This window comes from Shewanella sp. Isolate11, assembly GCF_022398315.1.
Classification (GTDB): Bacteria; Pseudomonadota; Gammaproteobacteria; order Enterobacterales; family Shewanellaceae; genus Shewanella.
Genome location: NZ_JAKEVF010000002.1, coordinates 54665 through 76658, shown reverse-complemented (window position 1 = coordinate 76658; position 21994 = coordinate 54665). Strand labels below are relative to the sequence as shown.

22 protein-coding genes are annotated in these 21994 nt (G+C 45.3%); 5 read left to right on the top strand and 17 right to left on the bottom strand.

Annotated features, from left to right (window positions below; all coding sequences use genetic code 11):
- Positions 1-303 precede the first annotated feature (303 nt).
- The 6 genes from L1D21_RS05570 to bioB form a co-directional block, all read right to left on the bottom strand.
- A complete protein-coding gene (locus L1D21_RS05570) occupies positions 304-654 on the bottom strand; it encodes a cytochrome c3 family protein (RefSeq protein ID WP_239844272.1) in 351 nt (116 codons plus the stop codon).
- 383 nt (positions 655-1037) lie between these two features.
- Complete coding sequence (gene htpX, locus L1D21_RS05565; RefSeq protein WP_239844271.1) at positions 1038-1901, bottom strand: protease HtpX; 864 nt, start codon at positions 1899-1901, stop codon at positions 1038-1040.
- Between the two features lie 255 nt (positions 1902-2156).
- Positions 2157-2828: a dethiobiotin synthase gene (gene bioD / locus L1D21_RS05560; RefSeq protein ID WP_239844270.1), complete on the bottom strand. Its 672-nt coding sequence runs from the start codon at positions 2826-2828 to the stop codon at positions 2157-2159.
- 6 nt (positions 2829-2834) lie between these two features.
- A complete protein-coding gene (locus tag L1D21_RS05555; RefSeq protein WP_345773507.1) occupies positions 2835-3632 on the bottom strand; it encodes a methyltransferase domain-containing protein in 798 nt (265 codons plus the stop codon).
- A gap of 48 nt (positions 3633-3680) precedes the next feature.
- Positions 3681-4808 (bottom strand): 8-amino-7-oxononanoate synthase, encoded by a 1128-nt coding sequence (locus tag L1D21_RS05550; protein ID WP_239844917.1) that lies wholly within the window; start codon positions 4806-4808, stop codon positions 3681-3683.
- Between the two features lie 75 nt (positions 4809-4883).
- Positions 4884-5936, bottom strand: coding sequence for a biotin synthase BioB (gene bioB / locus L1D21_RS05545; protein ID WP_239844269.1), 1053 nt, complete (start codon positions 5934-5936; stop codon positions 4884-4886).
- A gap of 150 nt (positions 5937-6086) precedes the next feature.
- Here bioB and bioA point away from each other — a divergent pair, with 150 nt between their 5' ends.
- A complete protein-coding gene (bioA, locus tag L1D21_RS05540) occupies positions 6087-7421 on the top strand; it encodes an adenosylmethionine--8-amino-7-oxononanoate transaminase (RefSeq protein WP_345773506.1) in 1335 nt (444 codons plus the stop codon).
- Between the two features lie 17 nt (positions 7422-7438).
- Here the strand turns inward: bioA and oleD are convergent, their stop codons facing one another.
- From oleD to L1D21_RS05515, 5 genes are all read right to left on the bottom strand, one after another.
- The gene (gene oleD, locus L1D21_RS05535) at positions 7439-8500 is read right to left on the bottom strand and encodes a 2-alkyl-3-oxoalkanoate reductase (protein ID WP_239844268.1); all 1062 of its coding nucleotides are present in this window, start codon (positions 8498-8500) and stop codon (positions 7439-7441) included.
- Positions 8501-8513: 13 nt separating this feature from the next.
- Positions 8514-10265, bottom strand: a complete 1752-nt coding sequence (gene oleC / locus L1D21_RS05530) for an olefin beta-lactone synthetase (protein ID WP_239844267.1) — start codon at positions 10263-10265, stop codon at positions 8514-8516.
- A 110-nt stretch (positions 10266-10375) separates the two neighbouring features.
- Entirely contained in the window at positions 10376-11251 is an 876-nt protein-coding gene (locus tag L1D21_RS05525; RefSeq protein ID WP_239844266.1) for an alpha/beta fold hydrolase, read from the bottom strand.
- 101 nt (positions 11252-11352) lie between these two features.
- Positions 11353-12402, bottom strand: a complete 1050-nt coding sequence (locus L1D21_RS05520; RefSeq protein ID WP_239844265.1) for a 3-oxoacyl-ACP synthase III — start codon at positions 12400-12402, stop codon at positions 11353-11355.
- 271 nt (positions 12403-12673) lie between these two features.
- Positions 12674-13951: a methyltransferase gene (locus L1D21_RS05515; protein WP_239844264.1), complete on the bottom strand. Its 1278-nt coding sequence runs from the start codon at positions 13949-13951 to the stop codon at positions 12674-12676.
- A 112-nt stretch (positions 13952-14063) separates the two neighbouring features.
- Between L1D21_RS05515 and L1D21_RS05510 the strand changes: the two genes are divergently transcribed.
- Complete coding sequence (locus L1D21_RS05510) at positions 14064-14297, top strand: DUF1289 domain-containing protein (protein WP_239844263.1); 234 nt, start codon at positions 14064-14066, stop codon at positions 14295-14297.
- 13 nt (positions 14298-14310) lie between these two features.
- Here the strand turns inward: L1D21_RS05510 and L1D21_RS05505 are convergent, their stop codons facing one another.
- Positions 14311-14673, bottom strand: coding sequence for a YajD family HNH nuclease (locus L1D21_RS05505; protein WP_239844262.1), 363 nt, complete (start codon positions 14671-14673; stop codon positions 14311-14313).
- A 315-nt stretch (positions 14674-14988) separates the two neighbouring features.
- Between L1D21_RS05505 and L1D21_RS05500 the strand changes: the two genes are divergently transcribed.
- From L1D21_RS05500 to xthA, 3 genes are read left to right on the top strand one after another with little or no spacing between them, the layout of a single operon-like run.
- Positions 14989-15534: a septation protein A gene (locus tag L1D21_RS05500; RefSeq protein WP_239844261.1), complete on the top strand. Its 546-nt coding sequence runs from the start codon at positions 14989-14991 to the stop codon at positions 15532-15534.
- Positions 15534-15833 carry a YciI family protein gene (locus tag L1D21_RS05495; RefSeq protein WP_239844260.1) on the top strand — a complete coding sequence of 100 codons (300 nt, stop codon included), beginning with the start codon at positions 15534-15536 and terminating at the stop codon, positions 15831-15833. The genes L1D21_RS05500 and L1D21_RS05495 overlap by 1 nt, the downstream gene beginning before the upstream one ends.
- Positions 15834-15851: 18 nt before the next feature.
- Positions 15852-16658 (top strand): exodeoxyribonuclease III, encoded by an 807-nt coding sequence (gene xthA, locus L1D21_RS05490; protein WP_239844259.1) that lies wholly within the window; start codon positions 15852-15854, stop codon positions 16656-16658.
- An 89-nt stretch (positions 16659-16747) separates the two neighbouring features.
- Here xthA and L1D21_RS05485 read toward each other — a convergent pair whose 3' ends face one another.
- The 5 genes from L1D21_RS05485 to L1D21_RS05465 form a co-directional block, all read right to left on the bottom strand.
- On the bottom strand, positions 16748-17239 hold the full coding sequence (locus tag L1D21_RS05485; RefSeq protein ID WP_239844258.1) for a DUF1097 domain-containing protein: 492 nt from the start codon (positions 17237-17239) through the stop codon (positions 16748-16750).
- Positions 17240-17440: 201 nt separating this feature from the next.
- The gene (locus tag L1D21_RS05480; RefSeq protein WP_239844257.1) at positions 17441-19684 is read right to left on the bottom strand and encodes a molybdopterin cofactor-binding domain-containing protein; all 2244 of its coding nucleotides are present in this window, start codon (positions 19682-19684) and stop codon (positions 17441-17443) included.
- The gene (locus L1D21_RS05475; protein ID WP_239844256.1) at positions 19681-20175 is read right to left on the bottom strand and encodes a (2Fe-2S)-binding protein; all 495 of its coding nucleotides are present in this window, start codon (positions 20173-20175) and stop codon (positions 19681-19683) included. Before L1D21_RS05475 ends, L1D21_RS05480 begins: the two co-directional genes overlap by 4 nt.
- An 18-nt stretch (positions 20176-20193) precedes the next feature.
- Positions 20194-20832 carry a nucleotidyltransferase family protein gene (locus L1D21_RS05470; protein WP_239844255.1) on the bottom strand — a complete coding sequence of 213 codons (639 nt, stop codon included), beginning with the start codon at positions 20830-20832 and terminating at the stop codon, positions 20194-20196.
- Positions 20829-21866, bottom strand: coding sequence for an XdhC family protein (locus tag L1D21_RS05465; protein ID WP_239844254.1), 1038 nt, complete (start codon positions 21864-21866; stop codon positions 20829-20831). Before L1D21_RS05465 ends, L1D21_RS05470 begins: the two co-directional genes overlap by 4 nt.
- Positions 21867-21994: the final 128 nt, after the last annotated feature.

Sequence of the window (21994 nt, the reverse complement as noted above, 5' to 3'; positions counted from 1 at the left end):
ATCTTGGCTTGTAATGACATGTGATTTCAACCCAAGAGTTAAAGCTAATACCAATCGCAGTAATTATCTGATCATGCTTGCTAGTTAAAACCGCCGATAACCCTGTTGTAAATTTCGTAATTAGCATAACTAGTGACTGCAATTTACGCCTTGTTCTCGACAATTTTTCCTGCGCCCTTTTCTGTTACAAACGGGCTGATCACTAATTTACTTTGATTGGTATAAGATGGTTGATACCTGCAAGTAGAAAACAAAAATGCCAGCACGATGCTGGCATTTTAAACAATCAATTAAGCAAAATGCTTATTTCAAGATAGACTCTGCGGTACGACCATCATCGTGGCAGCTATCACAAGTTGGCTTGTCACCCACATTTGAATCATGTGGCGCATGACAGTCAGCACACATCAAATTACCATCATGTGGCTGATGCACTGCATCCATTTCGGCTAATGAACCGTGACAGCTTTGGCACTGTTCAAACTCATGTGCACCATCTGCTGAAGGCTCGCCATCGGCATGACAAGTTTCACAACCACTACCCATCTCAGCATGCATTTCTGCTAATTCTTGTGGATCAGCCATGGCAACGGGAGATAATGCCAACGCTGCTAAACCAGCACCAAATAACGCACTTAATATTTTTTTGCTCACAATATATATCCTCTTAGTGGTTGGCATAGTGAAGTTTTATGTTGTCCTCATCTTGCCTGCGTCTTATTTGCACAACTCCATTAAAAATAGCGAAGGTTATACAAATTAGCAACTTTTCTATTTTTTAGGTTAGCATTTGATTTTTAGTCTAAATGTGAGCTAAATCAAATAACAAATTTGAACCATTTAGGAAAATTATAATATTGATCTACGTCACAAAATTTAGCGCCAAAATTAAATTTCAGTTGCTTAATTGAAAATTAATCCCCCTAAAATATCTTTAATACTAAGACGTTATAACAAGTTGCAAACAGCCCTTTCCGCTCACATAAAGTCACATACAAAAAAGGGAGCCGAAGCTCCCTTTTATCTCTCACTTAATCTTATTGCGATCTAAGTGCTGCAATACGTTTTTCGAGTGGTGGATGGCTCATCATTAGTTCTGCCATCGACTTTTTACCATTAATACCAAATGCAGCCATTTGCGCTGGCATTGCACCCGTTTCAGGGCCTTGGCGCAATCTGTCTAAGGCCGCAATCATCTTATGCTTACCCGCTAGTTTTGCACCGCCTTCATCGGCCTTAAATTCACGAATACGAGAAAAGTAAGCCACGATCATCGACGCTAAAATACCAAACAGCATGTCAAGCACAAATACGACAGCCATATAGGCAAACATACCTAAGCCTTCGCCTTCTTCATCATTACTAGCAACAAAATTGTTAATGATACCAGCCACTACGCGCGCCGCAAAAATCACAAAGGTATTCACGACACCTTGGATCAGCGTCAAGGTAACCATATCGCCGTTAGCGACGTGGCTCACTTCATGGGCTAAAACACCTTCAATTTCATCCTGAGTCATGCCGTAAAGTAAACCACTGCTCACAGCAACTAATGAATTATCTTTGCTCGGACCCGTTGCGAAAGCATTCAATTCAGGAGATTGGTAGATAGCCACTTCTGGCATCTTAATCCCGGCTTGATCCGCCTGACGTGCTACGGTTTCAAGTAACCAACGCTCAGTGTTGTCACGTGGTGTGGTGATCACTTCACAACCCATGGTCTTCTTTGCCATCCACTTTGAGATAGCTAAACTAATGAAGGCGCCACCGAAACCAAAGATGGCAGCAAATACCAGCAAACCGCTCATGGTTGAGGTGTTCACCCCAAGAATTGACATCACAATTGAAGCAACTAGCAAAATTGCCATGTTGGTCGCAATCAATAAAAAAATACGCTTCATTTAAGCTCCTGTTAGACACCCTTGTGTCATCTGTCTTACCCTAATGACATAATATGTCCAAAAAAACAGATATCAAGGGGGTAAACGTAAAGAAATGTATAGCTTATGCGGTGCTGACTACATTCCAAATTTATAGATCTGGCAGTCTAGAACCAATGTATTAAGCCAATATTAAATTTAGCGGAGTTTAAATTATTTTAAATAAAATGAAGTTTTTTAAAAAATTATGCAGATAAATAATGGCATATCAGTTTACTATTTAAGCAAGTTTAAATCTAAAAATTCAGCGGCTTGTACTGCATCCCCTTCAGCTAAATGCGGAATAATCCCAAGACATGGGCTTGACATCATCTGCTCCAAACTGGCTAAATTTTCTTCAGGCTCACTCATTGCTATATCAACTATATTCGCCACCCAACCCGCAATACGAATACCATCGGCGAGCAAGGCTTCTTGAGTTAACAAGGCGTGATTTAGCGCACCCAATTTTACCCCAACCACTAAAATCACCGGCAGGTTAAGCTGCTTAACCACATCGGAAAGGTACGCTCCTTCGCCCAGAGGCAAACGCCACCCTCCCGCACCTTCGACTAAGGCAAAATCAACTTCGGCAAATGGTAGGCTTTTAAGATGTTCGACTATCACTTGAGGCGTTAGCGACAAGCCTATTTTTTTGGCTGCAATATGTGGGGCTATAGCTGGAACAAAGGCAAAAGGATTCACTTGCTCATAAGCGAGTTGCAGGCTCGACTGTGCCATTAGGCTCAAGGCATCACTATTTCTTAGGCCTTGCTCGGTCACTTCACAACCCGATGCAATAGGCTTTACCCCTAAGGTCGTTCCGTTCTGCTTAGCCCGATGCAGCAACGCCGAAGCAACAAATGTTTTTCCACAATCGGTATCTGTTCCAGCAATAAAATAGGTCATAGCAAGTTATCTCACTAATTTTGCGCGAATAAATAAAATTTGATAACTCAGAGGTAAACCTTGGAGTTCTCTGGTTAATTCAACTTGTTGTGTCAGTGCCAACCAATCTTGACGACCACGAATTTTAATCGATGCGGTTTCCCTAACATTAGCAACGCTATCGGAAAACGAGGCCCCAACTCCTTTAATGGAATAAAGCAAGGCTTTAAAGTCATCGAAATAAACAGTGATCTTCTGCAGCTGCGATGACAACTGCCAACAAGGCTTATCAAAGTGGCTAATGATCTTGTCAGCTGACTCAAATTGATTGACTCGAAAACCTAAATCCTCAAGCTGACTCAAACTATCTTGCACAACAATAGCCAAATGACACTCACCACCTCTGGTCAACACTCTTGAAAACTCTGTTTCCACAGCAGACAAATCGTCGCACCACTGCAAGGCAAGATTGGAATAAAGAGTATCGATACTATTATCAGACAGGGGAAGCGCGCAGGCATCGGCGCATAAGGGCACATAATGAGAAAAATTTTGCGACACTTGCTTGAGCATCCCTGGTGCAATATCGAGCGCCAACACTTGTTCAAGTTGACTGGAGCTAAACTCTGTTCCGGGACCACAACCAATATCGAGTAAACGACCACAAGCCTGCATGCGACCTAAAAGCCGCTGCGCCGTGATTCGTTGCAGTACATCATGCTCACGATAAACGCTCGCCGCTTGAGAAAACTGCCGTGCAATTAAATCACCTCTAGCCCCGATAGGCTGTGCCATATCGACGCTATCTTCTATCGCTTTGGTCAATGTAATTTCTTTCCCACACATAATGACATTGTCATATAAACCACGAAGTTAATGGCTAGATAGCGCCTGACTTAAGCTCTCGACTAAATGGTCAATTTGCGCTTTGCTATGATGCAGACTCAGGGTGATCCTCAGCCTTGCACTCCCCTTGGGCACCGTAGGAGGCCGAATAGCTCCAACCCATAAACCTTTTTCCCGCAGCTGATTGGCGACTTGTTCAAGCTCTGCCAGTTCACCAATGATTAAGGGCTGGATAGGAGTTATCGAATCGGCTAAATTCAACTGCTTCTGCTGGCAACACAACTTAAAGTAATCAATTACATCGACTAATTGCTCGGCATATTGTGATTGTTGACACCAAAGTACCGCCTGGTGAGCCACATAAGCATTGGCTGGTGATAATGCGGTGGAATAAATATAATCTCGAGCATTGGCTACCAGAAAATTGATCACTTTTTGCGTACCTAATATTGCCGCACCTTGGCAGCCTAACGCCTTACCAAAGGTCACCACTTGTAGATCGCAATTTGTCGCATCGGCCTTAGTAGCCTGAGTACTGCCAAGAGCTTCTAGCACAGCAAATCCATGTGCATCATCGACAATCAACCAGCTCTGAGCCTGCTGACATTGATGATAAAGTGCGTTCAGCGGCGCACAATCACCGTCCATGCTAAATACACTTTCGGTGATCACTGCCTGAGGCTGATAAGTGCAAATCATCTCACTGGCAGCGGCTAGATCGTTATGAGCAAACCGCTTTAAGTTCACACCGCTATCACGTAAACCATCAATCAATGAGGCATGGATCAGTTTGTCTGCGACCACTAACTCCTGTTTATCAAACAGGGTTTTCATTAGCGCATTGTTGGCGCTAAAACCTGAGCAGAACAATAATGCGGCTTCATGACCTGTAGCCTGACAAAGCACATGCTCTAACTGATGATGAGCATTGCTATAGCCCGTCACCAACGGCGAAGCACCACTTCCTGTACCATAACGTTTAGCACCGTCAATAAGTGCTTCTATCAAGGTAGCCGACTGACTTAAGCCTAGATAGTCGTTGCTACTAAAGTTGATATATTGCTTGCCATTAAACTCGAACTGATTCGAGCCTAATTGATCGACCGATAACACACGACGCACACGCAGCAAGCCGGCATCTTCGGCGCGCTGCATCTGCTGGTCAATTTTATTGATTAATCTATTCACCTTGGCAACTGGGATCGAATAAAAATCATGAGTCTAAAAGTCTTATAGCGCCGCAGCATCATAGAAAGGCTGACTCTGCTTGGCCTTCTTCGCCTCAGCTTTAGCGAACATCGCTTTTTCATCTTCAACCGTCGCCGCTTGTCCCTGCTCAGGATGCAGACCCAAACGCTTGAACAAGGTCATATCATCATTTTCTTCAGGATTACTGGTGGTTAGCAATTTACAACCATAAAAAATAGAGTTGGCACCGGCGAAGAAACACATGGCTTGCATCTCATCTGTCATCTTTTCACGACCGGCAGAGAGACGCACCCGCGAGTAAGGCATGATGATACGTGCAACGGCAATAGTACGCACAAATTCGAGCGGATCGAGATCGTCTAGATTTTCGAAAGGCGTACCAGCAACTTTCACCAGCATATTAATTGGCACCGAATCAGGATGTTGCTCCATATTGGCTAACTGCTGCAATAAGCCTGCACGATCTGTTGCTTGCTCGCCCATGCCCACAATACCACCAGAACAGACTTTCATTCCCGCTGCACGTACGTTCGACAAGGTATCTAGTCGATCTTGATAAGTACGCGTGGTAATAATATCGCCATAATACTCAGGAGAGGTATCTAGGTTATGGTTGTAATAATCCAGTCCAGCTTCAGCTAATTCATTGGCCTGCGAAGGGCTTAGCATGCCTAAGGTCATGCAAGTTTCCATTCCCATGGCTTTCACTTCGGCAACCATATCCTTCAGATAAGGCATATCTCTTTCATGAGGATTACGCCAAGCCGCGCCCATACAGAAGCGAGAGGCACCGGCCGCTTTCGCCGCTTTGGCTTCGGTGAGTACCTTCTCAATTTCGATTAAACGCTCTTTCTCTAAACCTGTGTCATAACGGGCGCTTTGAGGACAATATTTGCAATCTTCAGGGCAAGCACCAGTTTTAATTGATAACAAACGGCTGATCTGTACTTCGTTAGGATCGTACACCTCGCGATGAATTGAGTGAGCCTTAAACAGCAAATCATTCATAGGTAATGCAAAAAGTGATTCGATTTCATCACGTTGCCAATCATGACGTAATGTTATTTGAGACATTGATAACAGCCCTTACTCTTAATATGATCGCGATAAACAGACTTTATCTATCGACATTTATGTTGCTTAGCATACCTTTAGCCCTTAATCTGTCAACGCCAACCAGTGAGTCAAGTTGACTAAAGGTTAAAATTTAACCAAGGAGATATTGTGACGTCCCAGGCACCTATTGATTACGATTTCGATAAACAACATATCTGGCACCCCTACACTTCCATGACCCATGCCCTGCCGACTTTTGGTGTGGTATCTGCAAAGGGCTGCGAACTCATTCTTGATAATGGACAAGCACTCATCGACGGAACTAGCTCTTGGTGGGCCTGTGTTCATGGCTACGGCCATCCAAGTATTCTTGATGCGATGCAAAACCAGTTGAACCACTTAAGCCATGTGATGTTTGGCGGCATCACCCATCACAGTGCCATTAATCTCAGTAAAAAATTAGTGGCAATGACCAGTGAGAACTTAACTAAAGTCTTCTTGGCCGATTCAGGTTCTATCGCCGTTGAAGTGGCAATGAAAATGGCACTGCAATATTGGCAAGGCCGTAACCAGCCAAACAAACAGCGGATACTCACCGTCAAGCATGGCTATCACGGGGATACCTTTGCCGCCATGAGCGTCTGCGATCCCGAAGGTGGCATGCATACCATGTTCGGTAATGCGGTAACCAAGCAGCTATTTGTCGATGCGCCAAAAACGCCCTTCGGCGAGCCATTGCAAGATGATGATATTCAACCTATGCGCCGAGCATTAGTCGAACATCATCAAAATATCGCCGCGGTGATCATCGAGCCTATCATGCAAGGGGCCGGCGGCATGCGTTTCTATAGCGCCGATTATTTAAAAGCACTCAGAACTCTGTGCGATGAATTTAATGTGCTGTTGATCTTAGATGAAATTGCAACTGGTTTTGGTCGCACGGGTAAACTGTTTGCCTACCAACATGCCGATATTCAAGCGGATTTATTGTGTGTCGGTAAGGCACTAACTGGGGGATATATCTCACTTGCGGCGACGCTGTGTAGCGATGAAGTCGCTTTAGGGATCAGCCAATCTCCTTCAGGGGTGTTTATGCATGGCCCTACATTTATGGGCAATCCGCTCGCCTGCGCAGCCGCATGCGCCAGCTTAGATCTTATCGCCACCAATGACTGGCAAGTGCAAGTGAGCCAAATCGAGCAACAATTAAAACAGGAATTAGCCGGCGCGGATCAGATTGCAGGCGTAAAAGCACTACGGGTACTTGGCGCCGTCGGCGTTATCGAAATGGAAAACCCTGTCAACACGGCGCTATTACAGCAAGCCTTTGTCGATTTAGGAGTATGGATTAGGCCCTTTGCGAACCTTATCTATATCATGCCGCCCTACTGTATTTCAGCTTCACAGCTCAGTCAGCTAACCCATGCTATGAAGGTGGTTGCCAAATTAGCCGGAGAGCAAACCAAACAGAATAATGAGAGTAGCTTTATCAGTCACGGCTAACTGACGTGAATTGCGAGCTAACGGCTTTGATGATTGATCCAAGCCGTTAGCTGCTTCATTCCTTCATCGATTGAAGTTAGTGGCCGATAGCCTAAATCACGTTTAGCGGCAGAAATATCAAAATAGTGGCTGGTCGATAGCTGTTTTGCCACAAAGCGTGTCATTATCGGCTCTTGCTGTTTACCCAGTAACCCATAAATCGTTTCCAGAAAGGCACCGATACCATAAGCCAGTGATGCAGGAACCCTTTGTGTTACCGCTGGCAAGTCTGCACAGGCTAAAATTTTATTCAGCATTGCTGCCATGGTAATTGGCTCATCATTGCTAAGAAAATAACAGTTGCCGGCACAGCGGGATTCTGGCTTTGACAGCTCAACTGCCGCCAAAATATGCGCGTAAGCCGCATTATCAACGTAGATGGTATCCACCAGCTTATCCTGTTTACCCACCAATTTAAGCCGTTTCCGGCGGGCTCGATCAAGCACTCTTGGCACTAAATGAGGATCATTCGGCCCCCAAATCAAATGCGGACGCAGCGACACAGTGCGCAATGCCTGACTATTGGCGGCAATCACTTTTTGCTCGGCTAAAGCCTTAGACTCACCATAGAAATTAAGATATCGACTAGCATAGGGCTCAGATTCATCGATACCCGCTTCATCTTTGCCATCGAAGGTGACACTTGGAGTACTGGTATAAACCAAGCTGTTGAGATTGTTTGCGAGACAGCCACTAATGATATTGTCACAACCCTCAACATTGGGTCGGTAATAACTGGCTTTATCGCCCCAGACGCCTGCTTTAGACGCCACATGAAACACTAAATCACAGCCCGTTAATGCTTGATGAATGGCTTGTTTATCGGCGATATCACCGGAAATCATTTTAACCCCAAGTTGTACTAACTCAGGATAATCTCCCCGTGCAAAGCCAGTGACTTCAATGCCTGCTGCGATGAGTCGCTCACATATCGCCTTACCTAAAAATCCGCCAGCACCGGTGACAAAGACGCTACTATATTGACTGGCTAACTGGGTTAATGCCGCCTGCTCTTTAGGATGAAATTGGCTAATTGTCATTGAAATAAGACCGTTACTCTTTGTGTTGTTTCTGTGCCCAAACGGCTAATTTTTCTCTGAAAATTTTAGCATTATGGCGAATATCAACCGGAAAGTTAGGGTGAATGAGATAACGTGAGATCCCTACAGTTTGAGTGTGCTTTTCTGCTAATGTATTAAGCTCACTATACAGTTGCGCCGAGCTACCGCAGCTCACACCTTGTTTTAACTCTAGACACACCAAGGGCGTCACCTTGCCATTGACTTTAATCGCCACCAACGCCGAGCGTTGAACCTGAGGATGAGTATTAAAAATCCGTTCACAAGGGATGGAGAAATAACGTTTGACTGAGTGGTTTTCAGCTTTATCTGCCGAAAGTTCGGCATCGACTCTATGGGCTTTACGGCCACACATCCACAGTAAACCTTGCTCGTCGAGGTAACCCAAATCTCCCATGCGATGATAAATATGACCATCAGCAGCGTTGATTTTAGCCACCGCAGTGGCGCTGGGCCTCTGATAATAACGACGACTCACCATAGAACCTTTGACGACAATCTCCCCTATTTCACCGGTAGGTAAACACAGAGAATCATCCCAGTTAGCAATAGCTTTTTCGGTTATCCCTATGATGGCAATCTGCACGCCATTTATCGCTCTGCCAACACAGATCCCGCCGCCATTGTCGGTAACGTCAGTGGTATTGAACAGTTCACCACTGGCTATTTTGCTAATAGGTAAAGACTCGGTTGCGCCATAGGAATTGAGTACTTCTACGCCGGGAACTAGCATCTGACTAAAACGTTTTATCGAGTTAATAGTAGCCGGCGCACCGGCAGAGATCACTCGCTTCAAACTAGCCAATTTAAAATCAGTTTTATGACTAGCAGCCTCTCCCAAGCGCTCAATCAAGGCTGGATTAACAAACATATTACTACACTGGTAACGATCAACCGCAGCGAAGATATATTCAGGATTAGCGGTGATAGGTTTGCTGGCATCCATCTCAGGAACAATCGAGGCCATGCCTAAGGCGGGGCCAAATAGGGAAAACAGCGGAAAAGTCGCTAAGTCACGTTCGCCCGGCGCAATTCCATAATCTTGCTTGAGCGCAGTAATTTGCGCCTCAAACATCTTATGCGAATACACCACGCCTTTTGGGGTACCCGTACTGCCGCTGGTAAATAAGATGGCGCACATCTCATCGGTGTCCAGCATTTCCATGGGATAAGCTTTATCTGTCGGCACCTTATCCAATAAGGTGGTTAAACTCGCTCCCCCCCACAATGAACTGCCAGCGACGGTGAGCTTTTTGTTTACGCTTTCACTGCCCCAACCGAAAAGTCTTCTGGCCAAATGTGCCTTTGGGATACCGATAAACGCATCGGGTTTAGCTTCGATAAAGCACTGTTTGAGATTTTTAATCCCCATTCCGGGATCGACTAAAATCGGTACCACGCCAGTTTTAAACAGTGCGAAAGTTAACGCAAAAAAATCGATGCTCGGTGTCACCATCAATACGGCTTTCATTCCACGTGAAATGCCATATTGATTAAGTGCAAAGGCAATTCTGTCACTCAACACATCGAGCTGTTTGAAATTAACTTCTTGATAGGTCAGTTGCTTTGGGGAGAAAAAAGCGCCTTTAGCTTGCTGTACCGCGACCGCGAGTTGATCGGGTATCTGCTCAGCAGCCTGATGAAGATGACGACAAAGGTTGGCACCACTACTGAACTCTTCAGACAATTCTGCCGTAGATTTAACAGCAACCGGTTCAATAGACATGACGCTTCAACCTTTTACACTTATTATGGGTTAACGTTTGATAAGCCTAACGTTTAACAAACCAAACGTCTAAAAAGACTCATGTTTAAAAAGCCTAATATTTAAAAAGCCTAGGCTTTAGTCATAAACTCACAGATATGACCGACAACCTCGTCGCTGGCATCTTCGAGGATATAATGACCACAATCGTCAAACTCATGCACTGTGGCATCAGGAAAACGCGCTTTCCACTCGTCTAAAAAGTGTTTATCGAATACAAAGTCTTGCAGACCCCAACAGATCATCATGGGAAGATGATTAAACTTATGCAAACTGGCAGCAATATCAGATACTAACTGATAATTTCTGTCGCCCTCTTTCAGTGGAATATCCTGCACGAAACGTAGCGTCGAAATACGATTTGCCCACGAGTTAAACGGTGCAACATATGCCCGGCGAATCGCTTTTGGCATAGGTTTACGCTTAACACCAACATAAGAGGCTATGGATGAAAACGCATTAAAACCTCGCACTAACACTGTCCCTAGTAAGGTATTGCGACAAATATTTAGCGCCCAAGGAAATGGCTTAGTTTGCGGCAGATGAAAAGCCCCAGTATTGAGGATCACCAGCTGTTTAATTCGTGAAGGATGACGCGCAGCAAAGCCCATACCGATCATCCCGCCCCAATCATGTACAACTAAGGTAATATTTTGTTTTACATCTAAATGATCAAGCAAGGCTTCTAAATCGTCGATACGATTTTTTAAGGTGTAATCATAGCCATTGTCATCGGGTTTATCCGATAAACCACAACCAATATGATCCGGCACGATACACTGATGCTCACCACTCAATGCAGATATGAGGTTGCGATAATAAAATGACCAGCTGGGGTTACCATGCACCATCACTACTGGCTCGCCTTGGCCCTCGTTGACATAATGCAGTTTGTTACCATTTCTATCGAGAAAATTGCGCTTAAAGGGTAAAAGCGAATCGAGCATGACCTTTCCTATGTCCAATATGAATACTCGATAGCGGCTCGAATCACGATCACCACCATCAAGTTAACTTGTTGTAATTGAAGTTAAATACGTTCGCTTTTTTACCACTTAATCCCTAGCATCATGCAATTTAGCCCACTGCCGATGCCAAGAAAGCTGACCTGATCGCCCTTGCGTAAGAAGCCTTGATCGTGCGCCATTGCCGCAGACACAGGTAATGATACCGTACCCATATTGCCCAATAGCTTATAGGTAGGAAACTCTTTCTCTTCAGGGATATTTAGCGCACTTAATACCTGTTTACGGTTAGATGCACCCACTTGGTGGCAGATCACTTTATCAACCTGCTCCACCAGCCAGTTGCGCTGCTCGAGGAAATGACTCCAAGTATGACGAGCCAACTCGACCCCCTCTTTAAGCAGCGCTACACCATCGGTACGCATAAACTCACGGTATAACTGAGTGCCCGCCTCTTGCAGACCCCATTGACACAAGTTGTGGTGTTCTGGCGCAGACAGATGACTGGCACCTAATAACTGATGTTGACGATCGCTCTTAAGGGCTAAACTGCCGTCGGTGATCAATACGGCCACTGCGCCTGAGCCACCAGTCAATGTCGCCAGAGATTGCGCATAGTTTTGCATGGTTGGCTCGGCAAGCATGTTATCTATGGTGATATCGACAATATGACGCGCAGACTCACAAGACACCACCAATCCCGCCTTGATCTGCCCAAGCTCAATTCGGTTAGCAATATCCAAAATTCCTGATAACACACCTAGGCAGGCATTACTGATATCGTAAATTGCTGTGTCTTTAGAAACACCGAGTTCGGCAGCAATACGACAAGCGGTAGCCGGCTCATGTTGATCGCGGCAAACCCCGGTGTAGACCACGGCACCTAAATCGCTAACATCGATACCCGTTTCATCGATCGACTTACGTGCTGCCGCCAATGCGCCATCAGACAAACGATGTCCTTTTGGCCACCAGCGGCGTTCTTGAATCCCCGTCAATGCGGCAAGTTGCCCCATAGGGATCCTAAACTTTTGATATAAAGGGGCTAATCGAGACTCTAATTCTGAAGTGGAAACCACTTCAGGCGCCAATTCGTAGGCCAGACTATTTATAAAAACGCGAGAATATTTCATGCAACCGTGTATTTCGCTCAAGATATCGGCCAATATTACGCCGATATTTATTATTATTCAGTGATAACCCGACATTTGAGCAAGAAAAGGCGTTTGATTCAATAAAAAACCCAAACCTAAGGTGAATTTTCCGCTATTTGTTCAAATAAACAGGATTTAGTCCAAGTGGTCAGATTAGTGCAGTGAGCCAGCGGTCGCTCTTTATGGCAGAATCTAATGTTAGCTAGCCATTGGTTAGCTAACATTAAATGGCTCTATAAAACAACAATGGCTAGTTTTTAATGCGTTGCGCTGAAATGAAGCCATTTCTGGGCGTCACATGCTCGGGACAAAACTGGCTCAAGCTGACTTGATAACCCGCCTCTTCTAAAAAGCACACTCTATCGAGTAACAACCACTGCTCTAAAATGTCACGAAACAGGTGAGCAACTAGATCGATTCTTCGAGTTAGGCGCTGGCGCTTCAAACCTATCTCTAAGTAATATTGTGCTGACCATGTATCGGGAAGTTCGAGCCCTTTTTGCGCCGCGGCCCAATGGCAAAATGCGCTGAAGTCGCCACTTAATTGGCTCTGTTTAATCGAGGGGATCGGCAGATAACTCTCAGAGCCCGTGATATCTCGCTGTAAACTATCGAAACCTAAACGCCAAGCGATCTCTTTTAGCCTCAGCTGTTTAGCTTTATCGTTGGCAATCACGCTTTGCTGTAATGGCAACTGCAGATCGTGGCGGCTCAAATTTAACCCACTGGCGCGAGCTATGTTAGATAATCCCTGATAAGCCTTAGCTTGAATAAGATGATAACAACAAGGGGAAAACGAAATTGCCGCTGTTTTGGCCTTAACCGCATGATGCAACATGGTCACATGCAGGTCTCCGCACGCATGCAGCGCTATGGCTTGTTGATTTTGTTTAAATAAATCGGCCGTTTGCTCACTAAAAGCATCGGCACAGATAAACGATTGAGGTAAAGCCCAGCGTTTGGCAAACTCACTGCCGTTATCACACAATGCTTGCTGCCATTCCAGGCTCACCACTTTACGCCGCTGCGCTTTAGCAACTAAGCGGCCTAAATGACCTTTACCTGCACACCACTCTAACACCTCTGTTTGACACTCATCGGCTGTATTAGCTGGCCTTGAAATAGCCTGATTAAATGCGACGATTTGTTGCCATTTACGCCCCTTAATATGGGCGCTGAAATGAGGTAACACGGTATCATTTAATCCGCTGACATTATCGGCAGACTGACATTGCGAGGCTTCTAGCGCAGTTAGAACATTTCTACACTCAAACAAGTCTAACGGCCAATTGAGCTGTTTAACGGCTAAATCTTGCTGAAGCGGCGGTAATAACGTCTCAAGCAAACGCTTTCTATCAACATCGATGGATTCAATCTGCTCATCTGCTAATTGCCACACAGCAGCAGCAAGTGTCGGAAAATCTTGCTCCCACGGCAAGTTCATTGCGTCAAAGGCCTTTACCTGCCATAGGGCACGGCTAGCAGTTAACAGCTCATCGAGCACTTGCAGTTGTTGACTGTGGGTCATGACTTTCCTTCACGTACTTGATAAACCTCAAGCTGGCAATCTGAGATTAACTGAATTTGAATCCCACCAGCGACTGCCGTAGAATCCCGAGCAAATAAACAAGGATAACCTTATGCAATCTCCATGTGTAGCACGCTGCGGGCTCAATGATGATGACATTTGTATGGGATGTTTTCGTCATATCGACGAGATCGTCGGATGGAGTCAAGCCGATTATGGTCAAAAGCAGCTTATTTTACAGAAGCTGCCTCAGCGCAAAGCCCATTATGTTGATGATAAAAATAACCAAATTATCAGTAGACAGAAATGGCTCGCGGCAGAGGCCCGTCTTAATCTAAACGATTAACAGGCGTTGCCGCCTATTTCTTTTGGCTCATCATCCCTTTGAGATCGGCAAAAGGATTGTAAGTCGCGGCTTCAACCTTAGTCTCGGTTGTTGCACCGTATTGAATTAACTCTTCATATTTCGCATGCTCATTATCATGGCAATACAGGCATAAAAGTTCCCAATTCGAACCATCGCTGGGGTTATTGTCATGATTGTGATCTCTATGATGTACCGTTAACTCACGTAAATTGGCATAAGTGAATTCTCGGGTACAACGACCACAAATCCAAGGATAAAGCTTAAGCGCTTTTTCACGATAACCACCTTCACGCTTGGCTTTGTATTCGCGGGCTTCAGCCAGCACTCTATCTAATTTACTTTGACCTGTAGACATTGGGTTCTCCCAAAGGCTAGCCGAACTAGCAACTAAAACATGATTGCAGGGAATATACCGCTAGTGAATGCAAAAGGGAATCGAGCAAAGCCAAATGGTTTAATCAATCGACAATTTAGGCCAATCTTGGGCTGCGATAACAAGTTAAGCCAATGACTATCGATACTATCAGATCAGACCTAGTATTTATCAGCTATGGGTTGATTAACAGATCTTAATCCACAAAAGCGTCAGTGAGCCCTTTTGGTTACTTTTGCGGGTATAGCTGCCGTGCTACACTCGGTGCACTTTTTCCTGTGAGTATGCAAACAAGCTATGAAACAATTGCTCGACTTTCTACCATTAGTGATTTTTTTCGCTGTCTATAAATTCGTTGATATCTACGTCGCTAGTGGCGCGCTGATCGCAGCAACTGCCCTACAACTTATCGTGACTTACCTTCTGTACAAAAAAATTGAAAAAATGCACCTTATCACCTTCGCCATGGTGACATTTTTCGGTACTTTAACCTTAATTTTTCATGATGATGCCTTCATAAAATGGAAAGTCACTGTGGTGTACGCCCTCTTCGCCATCGCATTAGCAGTAAGCCAGTTCATTAATAAACCGATTTTAAAAGGGATGTTAGGCAAAGAACTGGTGGTTGCCGATAACATCTGGGCACGAGTCACCTGGTATTGGGTGGCCTTCTTTATTGGTTGTGGACTGCTTAATATCTATGTGGCATTTAGCCTGCCACAAGAAACTTGGGTCAATTTTAAAGTGTTTGGCCTAACAGCCCTGACCTTGATTAACACAGTAATTACCGTAGTGTATCTTTACAAACATCTGCCGGAAGAACACAAAAAGGAGCTCAAATAATGTGGTATATGATCGCATCTCAAGACGTTGAAAATAGTTTAGAAAAGCGTTTAGCAGCCCGTCCAGCACATTTGGCGCGTCTGCAATTACTCGCAGATGAAGGCCGCTTACTGGTTGCAGGGCCTCATCCTGCCATCGACAGTGAAAACCCAGGAGAAGCTGGCTTTACTGGCTCACTAGTGGTTGCAGATTTTGCTTCTCTTGAAGACGCTCAGGCATGGGCCGATAAAGATCCTTATATCGACGCAGGGGTGTATGAAAAAGTGCTAGTTAAGCCATTCAAGCACGTGTTGCCATAAATACTGGGGAATCACACATTGAAGATTGTTTCATTTAATATTAATGGCTTAAGGGCTCGATTACACCAGTTGCAAGCGCTTATCGATAGTCATTCACCTGACATTATTGGCCTACAAGAAACCAAGGTACACGATGAAGCTTTTCCCGCTGCAGACGTAGAAGCCATGGGGTACAAGGTGCACTATCATGGCGGCAAAGCCCATTACGGTGTCGCCATGCTGTCGAAATTGGCACCCGTTGAAATCCAAAAGGGTTTTCCTACCGATGAAGAAGATGCCCAGAGACGGATGATCATGGGTACCTTTATGCAGGAAAATGGCCGTCCTCTCACTGTACTTAATGGTTATTTTCCCCAAGGCGAAAATATTGCCCACGAGACCAAATACCCTGCTAAGCGTAAGTTCTATAAAGATTTAATGAGCTACCTTAATCAACATCGCAGCCCAGATGAAGATATAGCCATTATCGGTGACATCAATATCTCACCTGTAGATTTAGATATTGGTATTGGTGACGTCAATGCCAAGCGCTGGCTAAAAACCGGTAAATGTAGCTTCCAACCTGAAGAGCGCCAATGGCTACAAACCTTACTCGATTGGGGTCTAGTCGATACTTTCCGCCAGCTGCACCCAAGTCGTAGCGAACGTTACTCTTGGTTTGACTACCGCAGTAAAGGTTTTGATGATAATCGTGGTCTACGTATCGATGTGATCTTAGCTACGCCATCACTCGCACAGCGCCTAGTGGAGTCAGATGTAGACTATGAACTACGCGGCATAGAAAAACCGTCAGATCATGCTCCTATCTGGAGTGTATTTGAATAATACTAATTCAGTATAAGCGTTAGTTTCAGGCTAAAAAAAAAGGTTCAATATCAACATATTGAACCTTTTTTATTTGGCTAAACAGAATGTTATTGCTGTTTGGCTAAACGTAACTTAATCGCCGGTAACGTTTTTGTGGTAAAGGCTATCATCTGCCCTGTCAGTAACGTCATTCCATACCCCAGTAGCGCACCGATGATCATAGGAGGCAAGATAGCGGCAATATCACCAGAGAGTGCAAAGGTAATACAGCAGCCGATAAATGCACCGGGAATAAATGCCAGTTTCTGATAGCTTGCTTGCAAACACATCATGGTCGTGACTACGCCAGTAAGCAGATAACCGACTATCGGGCCGTCAAAATAACTGCCACCCGCAATCACAATCCAGGCCCAAAACACACCGGATAAATTAGTAAACCAGGTCATGAGTACACCTTGAAACCCAACCTTAGACTGAGCAAAAAAGGTACTACATGCAAGAAAACCTATCCAGGTTACCAGATGAAATGTATCGGCTACTCCAGCCCAAATGGCTGCCAATAAGCCTGCCGACAACGCAATTTGCCAACGATGTTCCATGTATGACCCCTCAGTACATTGGAAAAGGATGGTTAAATTACTCCAAACTGAAATATAAAAACAGGATCAAACGCCAATAATCCCGATAAAATGCTAGAAACAATGAGAACAACAGATAAAACGTAGTAATAAAACAGACAAAAGCGAGCAAACTCTAACTCAAACTCCAGAGAGTTAACTCGCTTGATAATGAAAGCCCCATTACACCGAAAGGTGTTTATTGATCGGCAATGCCCTGATCCGCATCCCTGTAGCGGCAAAGATAGCATTAGTAACACTAGGAGCCACTGGTGGTACACCTGGCTCACCAACACCCGCAGGCACTGCCTGCGATGGCACAATAATGGTTTCAATCTCAGGACACTGACTGATCCGCAGTAAAGGATAATCATGAAAGTTAGACTGCTCAACACGTCCATCTTTAAAGCTTATCTCTCCCATCAATGCCAGACTTAAACCAAACATCACTGCACCTTCCAGCTGTGAATGAACTCGGTCAGGATTCACTATGGTACCCGCATCGAGTGCAATAATAGATTTAAGAACTTTAAGTTGTTTATCCGTTACCTCGACCAAGGTGGCGACGGCGGCATAGGCAGTAAAACTACGATGCACTGCAAAACCCCAAGCTTGACCCGATTTAGGCTTGCCTTGTTTAGCCACAGCCTGTTCAACCGCAGCAATGACCCCTTTATAACGCGCGACATCCACAGGATGACGGCTAAGTTCTTCACCATAGTTGCCATACTTAAATCCTTGCCCCTCGAAATCTTCGAGTCGATCTTCGCCCAGCAGTTCACGCCACATTTGTGGTGTCGATAACTGGCGCTTTTGAGCTAATTCGTCGACAAATGAACCTATGCCAAATCCATGCTGGATATTACATACAGATCGCATCCAGCCAATACGAGTATGTGCCTTGGCCTTAACCGACTCACAGCGCAGGCTTTTAATTTGCAACGGTACATCCACAAAGCCTAAATCTAATTCCGATGCGCTAGGTTCATCGACACTGGAATTAAAAGTGGAACTAATACTGGGAAAGCCGGTACGTTGTAGTATTGCTTCAACTGAGCTACCTCCCACTTTGGCCTGAAAAAACTGTGCACTGATGGCATGTAAATAACCGTTTTGCAGTTCATCCTCACGGCTCCAACACACCTTAACCGGTTTACCCGTTTGTTTGGCCAACAAGGCCGCTTCAACACAGAAGTCAGGTTTAGATTTTCGACCAAATCCGCCACCCAGCAAGGTTACATGGATAATCACTTGCTCAGGTTTAAGACCTAATAAGCCAGCTACAGTTTGCTGTGCACTCTGAGGGGTTTGAGTCGATGCCCAAATCTCGACACCGCCTGAAGCTGTCATTTGCGCCGTAGCCGTTGGCGGTTCCATCATGGCGTGGGCCAAATAAGGAACTGTGTAGAGTGCGGAAATGGTATCTGCCTCTGGCCAATCTGTGTTTTCAGCCTCTTGCTGGCGCACTAACTTACCACTTTGTTGCACTCGCTGACTTAAGCCTTGTAAATAGGACTGAGAATCATGGCTGTCATTGGCCGAATCACTCCAACTGAGCTTAAGCTTTTTGCGTCCCTCTATGGCACTCCAACTATTGTTTGCAATAACCGCAACGCCACCTAAAGGTTGAAAACTTGGTGCATCTTTAGGAACAGCTAAGCGGATAACATCAACAACCCCGGCCATATCTCGCGCCTGGCTATCATCGAGCGTTTTGATGTCGCTTCCCAGTACTGGAGGACGAGTAATACTGGCATATAACATCCCATCGAGACGCACATCAAAGCCATATTCAGCCTTGCCCGATAACATATCTTCCATATCGACTATGGTGCGAGACTTGCCAATTTGGGTATATTCACTGGCAGATTTAAAGCTCAGGCTAGAAGGCTCTGGTAGGGGGAGTTTTGAGGCCGCTAAGGCTAACTCACCAAAGCTGACACTTCGGCCTGATGCAATATGCGTCACGCGGTTATCGGCAGTTTTAAGCTCCTCGACCTTTACTTTAAGCTGATTGGCGGCGGCTTGTTCAAGCATTGCTCGTGCCATCGCCCCCATCTCTCGCATCTTATCAAAACCTTTACGAATACTTCGAGAGCCATCGGTATTTTGGCTACCATAGCGTTCATCGGCTAGCCCCTGCACCACCACAACATTATCCCAACTGGCCCCTAGTTCATCGGCCAATACCTGGGGAATACCCGTCCGAATACCTTGTCCCATTTCCGAACGATGACAAGTCAAGTAAACCTTGTCATCTTCGCCTATGGCAATAAAAATATTTAATCTCGACGTTTGCCCTTGAGCAATCGCCATCGGACTCCAGCTCAAACCACTAGCGCCCAATGCTAAGCCACCACCCGTCGCGCCAAAAAGCTTCAACACATCACGACGACTAAAGTTTTGTACTGCAGTAAATGTGCTCATAGCTCAGCCTCCTGAGAATAGCTTGCTTGCTGCGCCACTTTCTGACCTGATGCAGTTTGAATCGCGGCCTTGATACGGGTATATGTCCCGCAGCGGCACAAATTGCCTACCATGGCATCTTCAATCTGTTTTTGTGTAGGCTTAGGATATTGACTCAATAATGCCGCAGCGGACATCAACTGCCCCGCCTGGCAATAACCACATTGAGGCACATTATGCTGCCGCCATGCTTGCTTGAGCTTGTCTTGGTCAAGGCCTTCAATAGTGGTTAGCTGTTTACCTTGAATTTGTTTAAGGCTGGTTAAACAGGCGCGAACGGGCTTACCATCGACATGGATAGTACAGGCGCCACATAGACCGGCTCCACAACCAAACTTAGTCCCCGTTAAGCCAATAATGTCACGGATAGCCCAAAGCACGGGCATATTGGGATCGGCATCTAAACTGTACTCTTTGCCATTGAGCTTGAGTGCTAACGGTTGACTCGCCATCCTTCTCTCCTTGAAAACTTAGTTCAGTTGCGACTGACAAAAGTGCGTTAATTGTTCTGGAGTGTCGATATCTATCTCCCCACGAGGTAGGTGTGTCGCAATCAATTTACCTTCTTGATAACGCTGTTGCAGTAAGCTTTTAGCGCCGGTATCACCGGATAACTGAGTTAAATCATCGAAGTCTTGCTGATGGAATATGGCCGGTACTGAAGGAGTTTGATCATAAAAAGCACTGACTCGGGTTTCTGGTCTATGACGTGCAATAAACAAGCGTAAATAATCATCTAATGTCAGCGCGACTTGATCGCCAAGGGCAATCATCAAAGAAGACGCCTGTTGCTGCTGAGCAAATTGCGCCGCTTTACCAATGGAATGACCTATACCTTTTTGCCAGTGCTCATTCTCTAGCACCTCGGCATCTTTAGGAAGACAGTCAATGACTTGTTCACTATGACCACCCACGACAACGACTAAACGTGCTCCGGTGATATCTGCCACCTGTGACAGGCGGTAATAAACCGTTCCAATCACGGTCTCTGTTGTTTCGGTCTCACCGGACATTGACGAACTTAAGGGCTGGGTTAATTTCACCCCGCCAAAACGCTGACTGGCTCCCGCCGCTAAAAGCGCGATCACATCGTTATTCGCATTTTTCACGCCATAACCTCCTGTAATGCTGTGAGTGAAGCGCCATGTAATACTCCGTGGCACTCAGATAAAATACTTAAAGCAACCGATTGCGGCAGTTCACCGCCTAGCGCTAACCCTGCCGGAGCAGAGAAAAATGGCTTAATCGATTGACGCTGTATATTAGCCAGTTGCAACACCTTATCGCGTCTATGTCCTGGCCCTAGTAAAGCCAGATAACGCAAGCTGCCACCATGACGATGAACTTCAACTAAGGCGTTGGCGTCTAGCTGCAAATTATGGTGCATAATAAACACCGCGTCTAAACCCCGCCAAAAATCTTCTTTTAATGAGTCAACCGATTGTTTAACAACTTGAGCTCCCTGAAAGTCATGCGATCTGGCATAACTCGTACGCGAGTCAACAACAGTGACATTCCAGCCAAGCCCTTGTGCTATTTGGCTCACAGGCTGTGCATCCAACCCTCCGCCCAAAATGGCAATACGATAGCGACTGCGCAAAGGAATAATCAACCAAGGTTTGCGCCCCTGTAAAACCCCTGTACGGCTAAAATCACTGAGCTGAATTCCCATTTCTCCAGTGTCGGCCTCGGCTTGATTGCAATAAACGGCGCTGTAAACCTGTTCCTGAGGAATATTGTGTTCAATCAGGCTCAATTGATAATAACAATGCCCTTGTTGAATTAAGGCTTGGGATAATGCAGCAAAATGCGCAAATTGATTCTCTTTACATAGCGGGATCAGCATCAAGTCAACAATTCCACCACAGCCAAGCTGATAACTGGCATCGGACTCATCACTGGCATCATAACAAACATGGATAGCTTGTTGAGTTTGCAATGCTTTTTTACTATGACGCTTAAGGTCGGCTTCTAAGCAGCCACCACTTACCAGACCAACACTTTTCCCCATGGCGTGGATCAACATCATGGCACCGGGCTTACGATAAGCTGATCCTTGCACTTTGCTCACCACCACCAAAACCCAATCATCTTCGGGAGCCTGCTGCCAAGCATTAAGCAAGTCTTCGATATGATACAACATCTTGTGAGCCTTCCCTGTTTTACTACGACTTTTATAACCTAACAAAGCTTAGTCGAAGATAACAAGCTAATCCTCTGAGAATACAACAAAAATCCCAATCTCCATCATGAGAAGTTTTAAAACGTAAG